This is a genomic window from Streptomyces fradiae (assembly GCF_041270065.1).
Taxonomy (GTDB): Bacteria; Actinomycetota; Actinomycetes; order Streptomycetales; family Streptomycetaceae; genus Streptomyces.
The window spans coordinates 5,480,085-5,495,638 of record NZ_CP065958.1; the positions used below are offsets into that span (position 1 = coordinate 5,480,085).

General features: G+C 74.3%; 11 protein-coding genes. 3 read left to right on the forward strand and 8 right to left on the reverse strand.

The genetic code is table 11. The features are described from left to right. Window positions 1-83: 83 nt before the first annotated feature. From JAO84_RS25175 to ligD, 8 genes are all read right to left on the reverse strand, one after another. Window positions 84-1,562 (reverse strand): penicillin-binding transpeptidase domain-containing protein, encoded by a 1,479-nt coding sequence (locus JAO84_RS25175; protein ID WP_370414888.1) that lies wholly within the window; start codon window positions 1,560-1,562, stop codon window positions 84-86. Further along, window positions 1,559-2,959 (reverse strand): FtsW/RodA/SpoVE family cell cycle protein, encoded by a 1,401-nt coding sequence (locus tag JAO84_RS25180; RefSeq protein WP_370414889.1) that lies wholly within the window; start codon window positions 2,957-2,959, stop codon window positions 1,559-1,561. The genes JAO84_RS25175 and JAO84_RS25180 overlap by 4 nt, the downstream gene beginning before the upstream one ends. A gap of 86 nt (window positions 2,960-3,045) precedes the next feature. Then, window positions 3,046-4,392 carry a histidine kinase dimerization/phospho-acceptor domain-containing protein gene (locus JAO84_RS25185; protein WP_370414890.1) on the reverse strand — a complete coding sequence of 449 codons (1,347 nt, stop codon included), beginning with the start codon at window positions 4,390-4,392 and terminating at the stop codon, window positions 3,046-3,048. A 50-nt stretch (window positions 4,393-4,442) separates the two neighbouring features. Then, window positions 4,443-5,342, reverse strand: a complete 900-nt coding sequence (locus JAO84_RS25190; protein ID WP_370416864.1) for a hypothetical protein — start codon at window positions 5,340-5,342, stop codon at window positions 4,443-4,445. A gap of 43 nt (window positions 5,343-5,385) precedes the next feature. Next, window positions 5,386-6,063 carry a class F sortase gene (locus tag JAO84_RS25195; protein WP_370414891.1) on the reverse strand — a complete coding sequence of 226 codons (678 nt, stop codon included), beginning with the start codon at window positions 6,061-6,063 and terminating at the stop codon, window positions 5,386-5,388. 138 nt (window positions 6,064-6,201) lie between these two features. After that, entirely contained in the window at window positions 6,202-8,319 is a 2,118-nt protein-coding gene (locus JAO84_RS25200; protein WP_370414892.1) for a PBS lyase, read from the reverse strand. Window positions 8,320-8,641: 322 nt separating this feature from the next. Next, window positions 8,642-10,033: a hypothetical protein gene (locus JAO84_RS25205; RefSeq protein WP_370414893.1), complete on the reverse strand. Its 1,392-nt coding sequence runs from the start codon at window positions 10,031-10,033 to the stop codon at window positions 8,642-8,644. Window positions 10,034-10,750: 717 nt separating this feature from the next. Further along, window positions 10,751-11,644 (reverse strand): non-homologous end-joining DNA ligase, encoded by an 894-nt coding sequence (gene ligD, locus JAO84_RS25210; RefSeq protein WP_370414894.1) that lies wholly within the window; start codon window positions 11,642-11,644, stop codon window positions 10,751-10,753. 74 nt (window positions 11,645-11,718) lie between these two features. Here ligD and JAO84_RS25215 point away from each other — a divergent pair, with 74 nt between their 5' ends. From JAO84_RS25215 to JAO84_RS25225, 3 genes are all read left to right on the forward strand, one after another. Continuing rightward, on the forward strand, window positions 11,719-12,786 hold the full coding sequence (locus JAO84_RS25215; RefSeq protein WP_370414895.1) for a Ku protein: 1,068 nt from the start codon (window positions 11,719-11,721) through the stop codon (window positions 12,784-12,786). A gap of 198 nt (window positions 12,787-12,984) precedes the next feature. Further along, window positions 12,985-13,683, forward strand: a complete 699-nt coding sequence (locus tag JAO84_RS25220) for a 4'-phosphopantetheinyl transferase superfamily protein (protein ID WP_370414896.1) — start codon at window positions 12,985-12,987, stop codon at window positions 13,681-13,683. A gap of 220 nt (window positions 13,684-13,903) precedes the next feature. Further along, window positions 13,904-15,517 carry a M4 family metallopeptidase gene (locus tag JAO84_RS25225; RefSeq protein ID WP_370414897.1) on the forward strand — a complete coding sequence of 538 codons (1,614 nt, stop codon included), beginning with the start codon at window positions 13,904-13,906 and terminating at the stop codon, window positions 15,515-15,517. The last annotated feature ends 37 nt before the right edge of the window (window positions 15,518-15,554 follow it).

Below are 15,554 nucleotides of genomic sequence, written 5' to 3' on the forward strand. Positions count from 1 at the left end.
ATCGTGATGTCTGATGGCAGTCGTTGGGGCCGCGGCAATCATCGTGTGCACCAGCGACTGCCGAGATCGGCTGATAACCGGAGCTACCGCCCCCGCGCCTCCGCCTCCAGCCGCAGCCCCTCCTCCATGACCGCCTTCGCGATCGGGGCCGCGCTGCCGCCGCCGCTGATGTCCGTGCGGTTGGCCTCCGCGTCCTCGACCACGACGGCGACGGCGACGGCCGGCTGGGCGGAGTCGGGGGCCTGGGCCCAGGCGATGAACCAGGCGTAGGGGGTGCCGGTGTTGCCGAGGCCGTGTTGGGCGGTGCCGGTTTTGCCGCCGACGCGGGCGCCGGGGATGGCGGCGTTGGTGCCGGTGCCGTCCTCGACGGCGCGGATCATGAGGTCCTGGAGGCGGGTGGCGGTGGAGGGGCGCATGGCCTGGCGGTAGGTGCGGCGGGCCGGGGTGTCGATGGTGGTGCCGGCGGAGGTGGTGGTGCGTTCGACCAGGTGGGGGGCGGCGATCTCGCCGTTGTTGGCGACGGCCGCCGCGACCATGGCCATCTGCAGCGGGGTGGCCGCCGTGTCGAACTGGCCGATGGAGGAGAGGGCCAGCTGGTCCTCGGACATATCGGTGTCGAAGTTGGACTTGGCCACCCAGGACGGGATGCGCAGCCCCGGGTCGTTGAAGCCGAAGTTGCCGACCGTGCCCACCATGTCCGCGAGGCCGACCTTCACCCCGAGGCCGGCCATCACCGTGTTGCAGGACCACTGGATGGCGTACGCGAGGGAGGCGTTCGCGCAGCCGGTGGCCTCGTTCGGGAGGACCTGGCGGGTGCCGGGGAGGATGAAGGGGTCGGGTGTGTCGGTCGGGGCGTCCGGGTCGGTGACGGCGCCCGTGTCCAGGGCGGCCGCCGCCGTCACGATCTTGAAGGTGGAGCCCGGCGGGTACGTCTGCCGGATCGCCCGGTCCAGCATCGGCTGGTTGGGGGAGGTGTTGAGCCGCTGCCACGCCTCCGCCACCGCCGGGCCGGTGCCGGACAGGACCCCCGGGTCGTACGAGGGCGAGGAGACGAGCGCCAGGATCCGGCCGCTCGACGGCTCGATCGCCGCCACCGCGCCCCGCTTGCCGTCGAGGCCGCGGTACGCCGCCTCCTGCATCCGGGCCCGGATGGTGGTGACCACGTCGCCGCCGGGCTGCAGGCCGCGGCTGACGTCGTTCCACAGGGGGAGCGGGGCGAGCATCGGGTCTGTGCCGGACAGGACGGCGTCCTCGGCGTCCTCGACCAGCGTCGTGCCGTACGTCTGCGAGGCGTAGCCGGTCACCGGCGCGTACAACGGCCCCTGGGTGTACGTGCGTTCCCAGCGCAGCTGCTGCCGGCTGTCGCGCGAGCCGGTCACCGGGCGCCCGTCCACCAGGATCTCGCCGCGCGGCTGGCCCCAGCGGGTGATCGCGACCCGCCGGTTCGCCGGGTTGTCGTCGTACGAGTCGGCCTCGAAGACCATCACCCGGGCCGCGTTCACCAGCAAAGCCACGAGCAGGAGGAAGCACAGGGCCGCGGCCCGCCGGATGTACCTGATCACGCCGCGTCCTCCGCGATCGGGGCGATCACACCCGTGTCCGCCATGTCCGGGCGCGGCGCCCGCGCCGAGTCCGAGACCCGCACGAGCAGCGCCACGATCACCCAGTTGGTGACGACGGACGAGCCGCCCTGCGCGAGGAACGGCATCGCCATGCCGGTCAGCGGGATCAGCCCCATCACCCCGCCCGCGATGACGAAGACCTGCAGCGCCAGGATCGAGGCCAGGCCGACGGACAGCAGCCGCCCGAAGGGGTCGCGCAGCGCGAGCCCCGCCCGGTAGCCGCGGGCGACGAGCAGCGCGTACAGCAGGAAGAGCGCGGTGAGGCCGACCAGGCCGAGCTCCTCGCCCGCCGTCGCCAGGATGAAGTCCGACTTGGCGGCGAAGCCGATGAGCACCGAGTGCCCGAGGCCCAGACCCGTGCCCAGCATCCCGCCCGCCGCGAACGCGAACAGCGACTGCGCCAGCTGCCCCGGCCCGTCGCCCGCGCGGATCGAGGCGAAGGGGTCCAGCCAGTCCTGCACCCTGCTGTGCACATGCGGTTCGAGCGAGCCGACCAGGAAGGCGCCGGCCGCGGCGAGCAGCAGCCCGACCGCGATCCAGCCGGTGCGGCCGGTCGCCACGTACAGCATGATCACGAAGAGGCCGAAGAACAGCAGCGAGGTCCCCAGGTCCCGTTCCAGGACGAGGACGCAGACGCTCAGGCCCCAGATCGCCACGATCGGGCCGAGCACCCGGCCGGTCGGGAATTGCAGCCGCCAGATCTTCCGCCCGGTGTAGGCGAGCGCGTTGCGGTTGGCGGCCAGGTAGGCGGCGAAGAACACCGCCAGCAGGATCTTGGCGAACTCGCCCGGCTGGAAGGACAGTCCGCCGATCCGGATCCAGATCTTCGCCCCGTTCACGGCGGGGAAGAAGATGGGCAGGATCATCAGCGCGAGGGCGGCGGTGACGGAGAGATAGGCGTAGCGCTGCAGCACCCGGTGGTCCTGGATCACCAGCACCACCACGATGAAGAGTCCGACCCCGACGGTCGACCAGACCAGCTGGGTGGGCGCGGCGATGTCGGCCGCCGACTCCAGGTCGAGCCGGTAGATCAGCACCAGACCGAACCCGTTGAGCAGCACCGCGATCGGCAGCAGCAAGGGATCGGCGTACGGGGCGCGCAGCCGTACGGCGAGATGCGCGAGGAGCGCGAGCGTGCCGAGCCCGGCACCGTAACGGGCGGCGTCCGGCGGTACGGCTCCGTTGCGGGCGAGCCCGACCTCCGCGTACCCCAGGACCGAGATCAGGACCGCGCCGACCAGCAGCGAGAACTCCACACCGCGCCGCTTCGGGACCCGGACCCCGGGCGGGGGCGCGTCCCTGATGTCCTTCGCGTCCGTCGGCGGCGGTGCGGTCATGGACCGCAACGTAGCAAGCAGTAAGCCTTATGTCCCTTTTGTGTGACGGTGTGCCGCGGTGTGCCGCGTTCGGGGCGTCCGGGGCGTTACGCCTTCGCCGGGTCCTCGGGGGCCTCGGGCTCCTCCGGGTCCTCCTGCTCCTCCGGCCCCTCGTCGTCCGGCTCCGCGAGGCGTACGTACTCCGGCAGCGTCAGCCGCGCCACCGCACCGCCGCCCTCGTCGTCCTCCGGCGCGTTGGCGAACACCAGCTCCGCGCCGATCACCTCCGCCTGCCCGACCGCGATGGTGAGCCCGAGCCCGTGGCCCTTGCCGCCGCTCTCGGTGCGGAACCGCTGCGGGCCGGCCGCGAGCAGATAGTCCGGAAAGCCCGCGCCGTGGTCCCGCACCGTCACCACCGGCCCGTCCACCGACAGGACCACCGGCGCCGCGCCGTGCCGGTGCGCGTTCGCGACCAGATTGCCGAGCACCCGCTCCAGACGCCGCTTGTCCGTCTCCACGGTCGCGTCCCGCACCATCCGCACCTCGGTCACGGTGCCCGAGGTGCTCGCGGCGGCGCGCACCACCCGCTCGGCCAGCGGCCCGAGGTCGTGCACGGCCAGGTCGACCCGCTCGGTGCCCGCGTCGAGCCGCGAGATCTCGAGCAGGTCCTCGGTCAGCGCCCGCATCGTCCGCACCCGGTCCCGTACCAGCTCCGACGGCCGTCCCTCCGGCAGCAGTTCGGCCGCCGCGGACAGCCCGGTCAGCGGGGTGCGCAGCTCATGCGCCACGTCCGCCGTGAAGCGCTGCTCGCTCTGCAGCTTGCGCTGGAGCGAGGAGGCCATCGTGTCGAGCGCCCCGGAGACCGTGGCCACCTCGTCGAGGGGGCGGGAAGGGTCCTTGGTACGGGGGTCGTTGACGCGCGCGTCCAGGTCGCCGGCGCTGATCCGGCGCGCCACCGTCGCGGTCGCGTGCAGCCGCCGGGTGACCCGGGTGACGGCGAACGCCCCGACGAGCAGGGTGGCCCCGATGGCGAGCACCGACGAGCCGAGGATCGAACGGTCGAGCCGGTCGATCGTCGCCGCGCTCTGCGTGTAGTCGATGCGTACGGCCAGGGCGCGCCCGTCCGCCGGACCCGCCGCCCACATCGTCGGGCGCCCCTCGAAATCCGCCACCATCGTGCCCCGCTCGCCGCCCGCCGCGAGCGCCCGCAGCGAGGCGGGCAGGCCCGCCGGGTCCACCCCGGCGAACCGGGGCAGCGGCTCGCCCGACTCGTACAGCCGGCCGACCTCGTCGAGCCGGGCCAGCGCCTTGTCCCGGGAGTCCCGCACGGTCTGCCCGGCCACCGACACGTGCACGAGCACGCCGAGCAGCGCCGCGAGCGCGCAGCACATCACGGCGATGAAGACGGCGGCCTTGAAGGTGAGCGTCGCCGTCCAGGCGGGCTGCCGCGGCATCCGACGCCGGGCGCCGCCGCTCCCGGCTGCGCCGGCGCCCGGGGCCCGGCTCACGGGCCGCCCTCGGAGGCGTCGGGCGCGAGGTCCGCGGTGGGCCCGGGCGAGGGGCTGCCGGAGGCCCCCGGCGGAGGTACGGCGCGGGGGGCCGGGGACGCGGTGGGGCTGACGAGGTCCGGTGCGGGGACGGTCGAGGCGCCGGGGCCGCGCGGTTTGACGCGGACGATCTCGTCACGGGCCGGCAGCATCGTGCGCTGCTGCTCGTCCCAGGACCAGGCGGTCCGGTACTCGTAGCCCGGGATCCCGGCCGAGCTCGCCCGTACGATCAGGTCCCGGCCGGCCAGCTCGATGCTCACCACCTGGTCGACCGTGGACATGATCCGGGTCAGCCCGTCGTTCTCGGCGAGATAGACGCGCAGGCCGAGCTGCTGGTCGGGCATGCGAATGCCGATGATCAGTTCGTCCCGCCCGTTGCCGGTGAGGTCGCGGTAGTACGGGGTGAGGAGGGGGCAGTTCTTACGGGCGGCGCTGTCGGGGCTGTCGGCCGGGGTGGTGGTGCCGGTGGTGCCTCTGGTGCCGGCGGGGCACTTCTCGATGGCCCGTACGGTCTCCTCGTACAGCCCGTCCTGCCCGGACCGCGCGTCCTCGTGCCCGCGCACCTCGGCCTGGACGACGGCGACCGGGTCGACCGAGCGCACGTCGTTGTCCCGGACCTCGATGCCGGGGACCCGCTCCGTGGTGTTCTCGCCGTAGTCGATCGGCGGATTGGTCGCGGGCGGCAGATCCGGCCAGAGCCGCACCGGCCCGACGGCGCCGGGCGCGCGCCCCGCGCTCTGCAGCTCGCCCTGCCCGCCGCAGCCGGCGAGCAGCACGCCGAGCAACGCGGTGAGGGCGAGCACGCCGACGGCACCGCCCGCGGCGGTGATGACGGCGATCGGCCGCCGGCGGCGCATTCCCACGCTGCTCCTGTGTGTGTCCGGTGCTACGTCACCACCGCTACTTCACCAGGTCGGCGAAGAGGATGATGTTGTCGGTGCGGTGACCGTCCCGTACGGGTCCGCCGCAGGTGATGAGGCGCAGCTCGGGACGCTCGGTCTTCCCGTAGACCTTATTCGTAGGGAAGTCCTTTTTGTCTACTTGCTGGATCTCCCGGACCGCGAACCGGGCCGTCGAGCCGTCCGCCCGACCCACCTCGATGAGGTCCCCGGTCCGCACGCCGGCGACGTCGCGCAGGAGGGCCGGGCCGCGCGCCGTGTCGTAGTGCGCGACCAGCACCGCGGCCCCGCGCTCGCCCGGTGTCACGCTCCCGGTGTACCAGCCCGGCTGCTCCGCCTGCTCCTCCGACGGCACCTGCATCTCCCGATCCGCGTCGAGCCCGAGCCGCAGCACCGGCCCGGCGTCCACCCCCGCAGACGGTACGACCAGGCGGGTCGGTTCCGAGGCCGCCATGGGTGGAGCGGCCTTGTCGCGCCCGGCCGGCGCCACCGTCACATTCCGTACGACCACGTCGGGCGCCGTAGCCGTAGCCGTAGCCGTAGTCGTATGCGTTCCAGCCCCTGCCGCGCCCCCGCAGGCGAGCAGCCCGCCGCCGACGGCCAGCGCGAGCGCGCCCCCGGCGAGGGCGGCGCGGCGGCGGGCGGGGCGGGACGGGGGCGCGGTGCGGGCGCGGGGCATGACGGACTCCGATCCGGGCGGCTGGGCTGGTCGCGACTGCCGACTGCTGACTGCCGACTAGTGACTGCTGACCGGATACGAAGGTAAATGTCCGATTTTGCGATTGTGTAACAGTGGGCCGACGGTGAGCACTCGGCTTCACACCGCGCGGCGCTCCAGCTGCGACAGGGCCGCCCGGCACAAGGTCAGGAGCTTCTCGTCGTCGTGCACGTCGTGCGAGCCCGCGCCGTCCTCGCGTGCGTTGTGGCGCCGCCGCCGGGACAGCTCCGCGCGGATCGCGGGCTCCGCGCCCGCCGCCGCCGGACCCATCTCCGCCAGGCACTCCGCCACGGCCACCCGGGTGTGACGGTTCTCCTCCCAGGCCGCGAGCAGCACCGGCAGGGTGTCCACGGAGTCGCCCGTCACCCGCCACAGCGCCGCCGCCGATCGCACCCGCACCCACAGCTCCCGCGCGCCGAGCCCGGCCCGCAGGGCCGGCGCCGTCCGTGCCGCCGCCGGGCCGATGGCGCCCAGGGAGAGGGCCGCCGCACACCACTCTTCGCCCGAGGTGCCCGGCCGCAGCCACTGGTCGAGGGTGTCGAGCGCCTCGTCCAGCGAACCGTCGAGCGCCCACACCGCGCGCGCCGCCATCGCCGAGACCGCCGCCGACGGCGAGGCGAGCAGCCGCCGCGCGTCCGGCAGCGCCTCCCGGGCCGCCGGGCCGAACGCCGTCAGCGTGCGCAGACACGCCTCGTGCACCCAGTCCCGCCGGTTCGCGGGCGCCCCGCGCAGGACGCGCAGCACCTCCGGCAGCGCCTGCGCGCCCCGTACCGACCCCAGCGCGAACAGCAGCGGCGCCGCCCGGTCGTACAGCAGGTCGTCGAGCTCCACCTCGGCGAGCCGGCGCCGCAGTACGGGGGCGAGCGGCAGGGCCGCCGGGCCCAGCGCGTCCACCGCGTACAGCAGCTCCCGCCGCACCTCGCGCTCCTCCTCCAGGGCGCGGGCGAGCAGCGGGATCGCCCGCGAGTCGCCCGACCGGGCGAGCGCGAGCAGCGCGCCGCCCCGGCCGGCCCGCGCGCCAGGCCCCCGGTTCACCCCGGTCGCGCCTGTCGCCCCGGTCGGCCCGCTCGCCCCGGCCGTCAACCGGGCGGCGAGCGCGTCGGCCGAGGGCGCGGCCAGCTCGAAGAGGCGCTCAAGGAACGACGTGGCCGCCTCGCGCAGCCGCGGCTCCGGGTCGCCCAGCTGCGCCCCGACGAGCCGCACCACCTCGTCGTACCGCCCGCGCCACACTCGTATCAGACCGCCACACAGCCAGATGGCGTCCGAACGCTGCCCCCAGTCGGGGCTGCGCAGCTGGGCCAGGATGAGCGCGATGCGGTCGTCGACCCGGTCGTCGAGGGCGGTGTGCAGGGTGCGGAGGAGCTCCTCGGTCCAGGGGGTGGGGCGGCCCGTCGAGTGTTCTTCGAGGAGTTCGCGGACCTGCCCGACGAGGGTGGGGGCGGCGGCCGTACGGGCCGGTTCCGCGGGGACGTCGGCGGGCGCCGTGCGCACCTCGTCGAGCAGCACCGTCACCCGCTCCACCACGTCGTACGGGATCTCGGCGGGCGCCACCCGGGCGAGCTGCGCGAGCGCGGCGAGCCGCAGACCCGGCGCCTGCGCGACCCGCGACAGCCAGTCCAGCCACTCCACTGTCTCGGCGCGCAGCGACTCGTGCCGCAGCGCGATCCGCCCGAGGGCGGCGACGAGCGCGAGCCGTACCTCCGTGTCCCGCTCGATCGTCAGCCGCTCACGGAGCAGTTCGAGTACGTGGACGGGGTCGCCGTGCAGCGAGGCGAGCGCGCACGGCGCCGCGAGCCGCACCTCGGGGTCGGGGTCGTGGACCAGGCCGAGGAAGACGTCGGCGCCGGCGGCGACGGCGGCAGCGGCCATCGCGTAGTTCGCCGCCGGGGTGAACTCGGCGTCGTCCGGGTCGAGTTCGTCCAGCTCCTCGTCGCCGCAGAGGTCGATGCCGCCGATGCTGGTGAGCAACTCCACGATGCCGCCCCGGTCCTGGACCGTGGGGTCGGCGACGAGTTCGAGGAGGAAGGGGATGCAGGCGAGGGTCGAGTCGTAGACGTCGCCCTGGTGGTGGACGGCTCCGTACATGCCGTCGAGGGCGTTCTCGCGCTCGGCGGGATCCGCGGAGGCGAGCCCCCGCAGCAGCTCCGGCACATCGTCGGCGGGGCCGTAGGCATGGCCCAGCGAGGCCCAGTCGACCTCCTCGATCCCCGTCAGCATGCAGGCCGCCGCCTTCCCCGTGAGCGCTGTACCAGGCAGCAAGTGTGCACCAACGCACCCCGCACAAGGCCCCACCGGCCGGACGCGGTCCCGCGAGCCCGGTGCGGCCGCTCGCTTTGCGCCATCCGCAGGTCCGCCGGGAGCCCCGGCGGACCCCCGCCCGGCCGTTCCGGAGCCCCCGCGCGCCCCCTTCCCCGGCCTCCCGGCCCGCCCCGCGCCCGCTGGACATGCGCACTTGTGCGCCGGAGTGCGCCCCGGGCGCCCCGCGACCCCCGTCCGGGGACTTTGTCCTGAACGGAACGGAGCAGAGCGGCCGCCGGGTTCAGGCCAGGGGGCGCGGTTTCGGTGGCCGGGGGAGGGGTGGTCGGGTCAGGGGGTGTGGGGGGCGGGGTTGGGGTCCGGGTCCGGGGTTGGGGCTGGGGTCCGGGTCAGGGGGACCCGAGTCTGAGCCGGCGCCCGGGGCGGAGTCCGGGGCGGCGTCCCGGTCGAGACCGGGGGCGGCCTCGGGATCGGGATCCGCGGCGGGGTCCGGATGGGGGTTGGCGCCCGGAGGACCCGAGCCCGAGTCTGTGCCCGGGTCTGTGCCCGGGGCCGGGGCGGCCTCCGGGTCGGCGTCCGGGGGACCCGAGTCCGAGTCGGGGTCCGGGGCTGTGTCCGGGTCGGGGTCAGGATCCGGGTGCCGGTCCGGGGCGGGGCCGGGGGCGGCCTCGGGATCGGGGTTCCCGGCGGGGTCGCGGTACGGGTTCGGGTCGGGGGCGGAGTCCGGGTGACCCGAGTCCGAGTCGGCGCCCGGAGCAGTGTCCGGGCCTGTGTCCGGGTCGGCGTCCGGGTCCAAGGGGTCGAGGTCGGGCCAGGGTTCCGTCTCCCGTACGCGGATGAAGCGGGCGGTGTCCTGGCGGCCGGCGATGACGCGCAGCTCGACCGTCACGGGCGCGGCCAGGGGCCGTACCGGCCCGTGCTCGGGATGCTCGACCGGATCGGCGGCGACCCCGGCCTCGGCCGCCGGCCCGGCGACCTCGTGCGCCTGCTGTCCGGTGAGCCGCGGCGCCGTCCGCAACTCGCGCCCGTCGGGCAGCCGGACGAGCAGCGCGTGCGGCCGGCCGGGCGGCCCGAAGAGCCCGACGAGCCGGGCGTCGACGGTGTCCGAGTGCCGGACCTTGCGCCAGGCCCAGGTGCCGCCCGGCCGGTACGCAGAGTTCCAGGCCTTCGCCACCACCCCCTCGACCCCGGCCGCGCGCAGCGCGTCGAACCAGTCGCGGGCGGTCGCCTCGTCCTCGGTGGCGAGCACCCGCTGGAGCGGCGGCCCGGTGTCGGCAAGGGCGGCGCCGAGCAGTTCCCAGCGTTCTCGCAGCGGCCGGGCGCGCAGGTCGTGGCCGGGGAGGGCGAGCAGGTCGAAGGCGATGTACGAGACGGGGATGCCGGCCCGCTCACGGTCCCGGTGCGAGCGCAGCAGGTCGGTGAAGCTCAGCCGCCCGTCGCGGTACGCGCACAGCTCGCCGTCCAGGACGATCCCGGGTGGCAACCGCTCGCCCAGATAGGCGGCGATCCCGGGGAACTCCGGCGCCAGGTCGCGCCGGGCCCGGGACTGCAGGAACACCTGCCCGCCGTCGAGCACGAACGCGAGGGCGCGGAAACCGTCGAGCTTGAGGGAGTACTGGTACCCGCCCGGAACCTCGCCCTGCCGGGGCAGCACGTCGGCGGCGCGCGGCCGCATGACGTCGACCGGCGGCCGAAGAACAACGTCGGGGCCGGATCCCGGAGTTGGGCCAGGGCCCGGGTCAGGGTCCGCGGCGGAGCCTGTGGCTCTCGGGCCGGGGTTGGGGTCAGGTTCGGGGTCCGGAGTCGGGTCAGGGCCAGAGGCGGAGTCTGCGGCGGAGCCTGCGGCCTCCGGGCCGGATCCGGCGGCACGGCCCGGGTTTGACCCAGGGCCGAGGCCAGGTTCGGGGTCGGGAGTCGGGGCAGGGGCCGAGGCGGGGCCTGCCCCGCCCGGGTTCGGCCCGGGGCTGGGTTCGGGGTCCGGGCCAGGGGCCCGGGCGGTGCCGGCCTCGGCCGTGGGGCCGCGGGCAGGGGCTCGGCCCGGATCGCGGTCCGGGTACGGCTGAGGGCCCGGCCCCCACCCCGTACCGCCACCTGCAACTGGACCCGTACCCGCGCCCGTACCCACATCCGCACCGGCACCGGCACCGGCACCGGCACCGGCACCGGCACCGGCACCGGCACCGGCACCGGCACCCGCCCCCGAACCCGGCCCGCGGCCCGCACCGGCACCCGCCCCCCCGGCCCGCGGCCCGCACCGGCACCCGCCCCCCCGAACCCGGCCCGCGGCCCGCACCGGCACCCGCCTCCGCACCCGCCCCCCGGCCCCCCCCCCCCCCCCCCCCCCCCAACCCGAACCCGCCCCCCCCCCCCACCCCCCCCCCGCCCCCGCCGCTCACGGCACCGGCCCCGCGGCCGACGGGTCGAACAGCGGGGCGAGCAGCTCGCCGTACGTCTCCAGGCGCGGCCCGATCGAGTCAAGGAGCAGGACCAACCGCTCCGGCGCGCCGCTCTCGGCGGTGTCGGCGACCTCGTCCCAGGTCACGGGGGCGGAGACGGACGGCAGCGGGCGGGCCCGCAGGGTGTAGGGGGTCGCGGTGGTCTTGGCGGCGGCGTTCTGGCTGTGGTCGACGAAGACCTTCCCGGGCCGCAGGGCCTTCGCCATCCGGTGCACGACAAGCCGCGGCAGCTCCGCCTCGGCATCGACGGCGAGCCGGCGCGCGTACGCCGACACCTCCTCCGACGGCGTCGGCGTGACCGGAACCAGCAGGTGGAGCCCCTTGGAGCCGGAGGTCTTCGCGTACGCCGTGAGACCGTCCGCCGCCAGCCGTTCCCGCAGGTGGAGGGCGACCCGGCAGCACTCGACGACGGTCGCGGGCGGCCCCGGGTCGAGGTCGAGGACCAGCCGGTCGGCCACGGCGGGCGCGCCGGCCCGCCACTGCGGCGTGTGGAACTCGACGACCAGGTTCGCCGCCCACATCAGCGAGGCCAGGTCCTGGACCATGACCTGCCGGGCGCGCGGGGCGTCGGAACGAGGCACCGGCGTGGTCTTCACCCAGGCGGGCGTGCCGGGCGGCGGGTTCTTGGTGAAGAAGAGCTGCCCGTCCGGGCCGTCCGGGTAGCGCAGGAAGGAGACCGGCCGGTCCCGCAGATGGGGCAGGATCGCGGGCCCGACGGTGGCGTAGTAGTGCAGCAGCTCGCCCTTGGTGGTGCCGGTGGCGGGGTGGAGGACCTTGTCCAGGTTGCTGAGGGACAGCCGGCGCCCCTCCACCTCTGTGATGGGCGTCATACGATGAGAATCCCACGGATATCGGGACGTATCAGTACATACAGGGCAAGCCGCCGGCGCGAAGGGGATGAAGCGTGCGATCCATCTGGAACGGAGCCATATCCTTCGGCCTGGTCAGCATCCCGATCAAGCTGGTCAACGCCACCGAGAGCCGGTCCGTCTCCTTCCGCCAGGTGCACACCGAGGACGGCGGCCGCATCCGCTACAAGAAGGTGTGCGAGCTGGACGGCGCCGAGGTCACCCAGGCGGAGATCGGCAAGGCGTACGAGGACGCCGACGGCACCATGATCCCGATCACCGACGAGGACCTGGCCGCGCTGCCCCTCCCGACGGCGAAGACGATCGAGATCGTGGCCTTCGTCCCGGCCGGTGAGATCGACCCGCTCCAGATGGACGCCGCGTACTACCTCTCCGCCAACGGAGTGCCGGCCGCCAAGCCGTACACCCTGCTGCGCGAGGCGCTGAAGCGCAGCGACAAGGTGGCGGTCGCGAAATACGCCCTGCGCGGGCGCGAGCGGCTCGGCATGCTGCGGGTCGTGGACGACGTGATCGCCATGCACGGGCTGCTCTGGCCGGACGAGATCCGCGTCCCGGAGGGCGTGGCCCCGGAGACCCCGGTGACGGTGCGGGAGGCCGAACTTGACCTGGCCGACGCCCTGATGGCCACCCTCGGCGAGGTCGACATCTCGTCCCTGCACGACGACTACCGCGAGGCCGTCGAGGAGATGATCGCCGCGAAGGCGGAGGGCGGCGCGGGCGTCGCCCCGCCGGAGCCCGAGACGGGCGGCGGCGGCCAGGTCATCGACCTGATGGCGGCCCTGGAGAGCAGCGTCCGGGCGGCGAAGGAGGCCCGGGGCGAGGCGGCGCCGGTCACGGAGCTGCGCCCGCGGAAGCGGACGGCGGCGGCGACGCTGAAGGAGACTGGCGCGAAGAAGTCGACGGCGAAGACCGCGGCGAAGAAGACGGCGGCGGCGCCGGCCCGGAAGTCGACCGCGCAGAAGACGCAGCCGGCCAAGACGCAGCCGGCCAAGACGCAGCCGGCCAAGAAGCAGCCCACGCCCGCCAAGAAGACGACGGCGAAGAAGTCCACCGCGAAGAAGGCCACGGCGAAGAAGACGACGCCGCACAAGCGCACGGCCTGACCCGTCCGCACGGCCTGACCCGTCCGCACGGCCTGACCCGTCCGCACGGCCTGACCCGTCCGCACGGCCTGACCCGTCCGCACGGCCTGACCTGTCCGCACGGCCTGAACCCGCCCCCTGGCAGACGAGTTCGACCGTTCGACCGTCACATACGTGTACGGTCGGGGCCGGACCGGAAGGACGGGGGGCCACCGACCAATGCGCGCCGATGCCTGGCTGCTGGAACTGAACGAAACCGCAGAAGCGCCGTCGCTCGCCCCGCCCTTCCTCGACCAGGGCGTCCTCGACGAGCGGGAGCGCCGGCGGGCGGCGGCGTTCCTGCGGCCCGCCGACCGCGTGCTCTACGTCGCCGCGCACGTCGCGCTGCGCACCGTACTCGCCGGTCTGCTCGGCGAGCGGCCGGCGGACCTGGAGTTCACGCGCGAACCCTGCCCGTGCTGCGACGCACCCCACGGCCGGCCCGCCCTCGCGCTGCCCGGGCCCCCGCTGCACTTCTCTCTCTCGCACACGCGCGGCCGGGTGCTGATCGCCACCGCGCCGGTCCCGGTCGGCGCGGACGTCGAACTGCGCCCCGAGCCCGCGGCCGTACGGGAACTGGTCGCCGTCCTGCACCCGGCCGAGCGGGCCGAGGTCGGACCGGACGGCGATGCCGCCGCCTTCGGGCGGATCTGGGCGCGCAAGGAGGCGTATCTGAAGGGGCTCGGCACAGGCCTCGGCCGGGCCGCGCACCTGGACGACCTGAGCGCGGCGGCGCCCGCGCCGGCCGGCTGGAGCCTGTACGACCTGCCCTGCGGCCCGGCCCACGACGCCGCCCTGGCGCTGCGCGCCCCTGCCGCGCTCGCCGAACCTCCGTCGGTGCACCGTCTGTCGGCGACGGCGGAGCTCATCGTTCCGTAACCTCCCGGCCGCCCCTCCGACGCCCCTCCGACGCCGCTCAGACCCCCTCCGGCGCCCCTCGGTCACCCCTATCTCCACCCTCATTGACCCTTGGAGCGGTCAGCTCGCCGTATAGCGGACGGAGTTGGCCGCCCTTCGGACAACGGTTGGTCAAATCCTTGTTGCATACCTGTCAATCAGGCCTGCTCGCTGGCACGCTCGCACCCGCACCACCCCCCACATGAAACCCCCACGCTTCATCAGCGAAGGAGCCCGCGTGACCCGCCAGCAGTCCTCGCGCCGTACCTCTCGTACCACCGCCCGAGCCGCCGCCCTCATCGCGTCCGCCGCCATGGTCGTCGTCGGAGTCCAGACCGGATCCGCCAGCGCCGACGCCCAGCGCGAGGCCGGCGCGACCGCGCTCGTGCTCAGCGGTGCGCAGCGCGCCGCCGCCATCCAGGAGGCCCAGGGCGGAGCCGCCGCCACCGCGAAGGCGATCGGCCTGTCCGACCAGGAGAAGCTGGTCGCCCGCGACGTCGTCAAGGACGCGGACGGCACCGTCCACACCCGCTTCGAGCGCACCTACCAGGGCCTGCCGGTGCTCGGCGGCGACCTGGTCGTGCACCAGAAGAAGAACGGCGCCCGTTCCACCACCAAGGGCACCAACGCCCGCATATCCGTGGCCACCACGAAGGCCGCCGCCGCCCCGGCCGCCGCTGCCGCCGCCGACGCCCGCAAGGTGATCTGGGCGGCCGACGGCAAGCCCGCCCTCGCGTGGGAGACCGTGGTCCACGGCACGCAAGCCGATGGCACCCCGAGCGAGCGCCACGTCATCACGGACGCCACCTCCGGCAAGGAGCTCTACTCCTACGAGGCCATCGAGACCGGCGTCGGCAACACCCAGTACAGCGGCCAGGTCACCCTCGGCACCTCCGCCGGCTACACCCTGACCGACGCCACCCGCGGCGGCCACAAGACGTACAACCTCAACGGCGGCACGTCCGGCACCGGCACGCTGTTCACCAACAGCACCGACACCTGGGGCAACGGCAGCGCGAGCAACCCGGAGACCGCGGCCGCCGACGCCCACTACGGCGCGGCCGTCACCTGGGACTTCTACAAGAACGAGCTCGGCCGCAACGGCATCCGTGGCGACGGCGTCGCCGCCTACAGCCGGGTCCACTACGGCAACGCGTACGTCAACGCCTTCTGGTCCGACCAGTGCTTCTGCATGACCTACGGCGACGGCACCAACAACACCAAGCCGCTGACCTCGCTCGACGTCGCCGGCCACGAGATGTCCCACGGCCTGACCGCCTCCACGGCCGGTCTCAACTACCGTCGCGAGTCCGGCGGCCTGAACGAGGCCACGTCCGACATCTTCGGCACCTCGGTCGAGTTCTACGCCAACAACGCCTCGGACACCGGTGACTACCTCATCGGCGAGAAGATCGACATCCGCGGCAACGGTACCCCGCTGCGCTACATGGACAAGCCCAGCAAGGACGGCAACTCCGCCGACTACTGGTCCAGCGGCGTCGGCCGTCTCGACGTCCACTACTCCTCGGGCCCGGCCAACCACTTCTTCTACCTGCTGTCCGAGGGCAGCGGTGCCAAGACCCTCAACGGCGTCAGCTACAACTCCCCGACCTACGACGGCTCCACCGTCACGGGCATCGGCCGCCAGAAGGCCTACAAGATCTGGTACAAGGCCCTGACCACCTACATGACCTCCTCCACGGACTACGCCGGCGCCCGCGCCGCCACCCTGTCCGCCGCCACGGACCTCTACGGCGCCGGCAGCGCGGAGTACAACGCGGTCGCCTCCGCCTGGAAGGCGGTCAACGTCAAGTAACACCGATCGCCCATGAAACGGGGCCGTACGGCAGGAT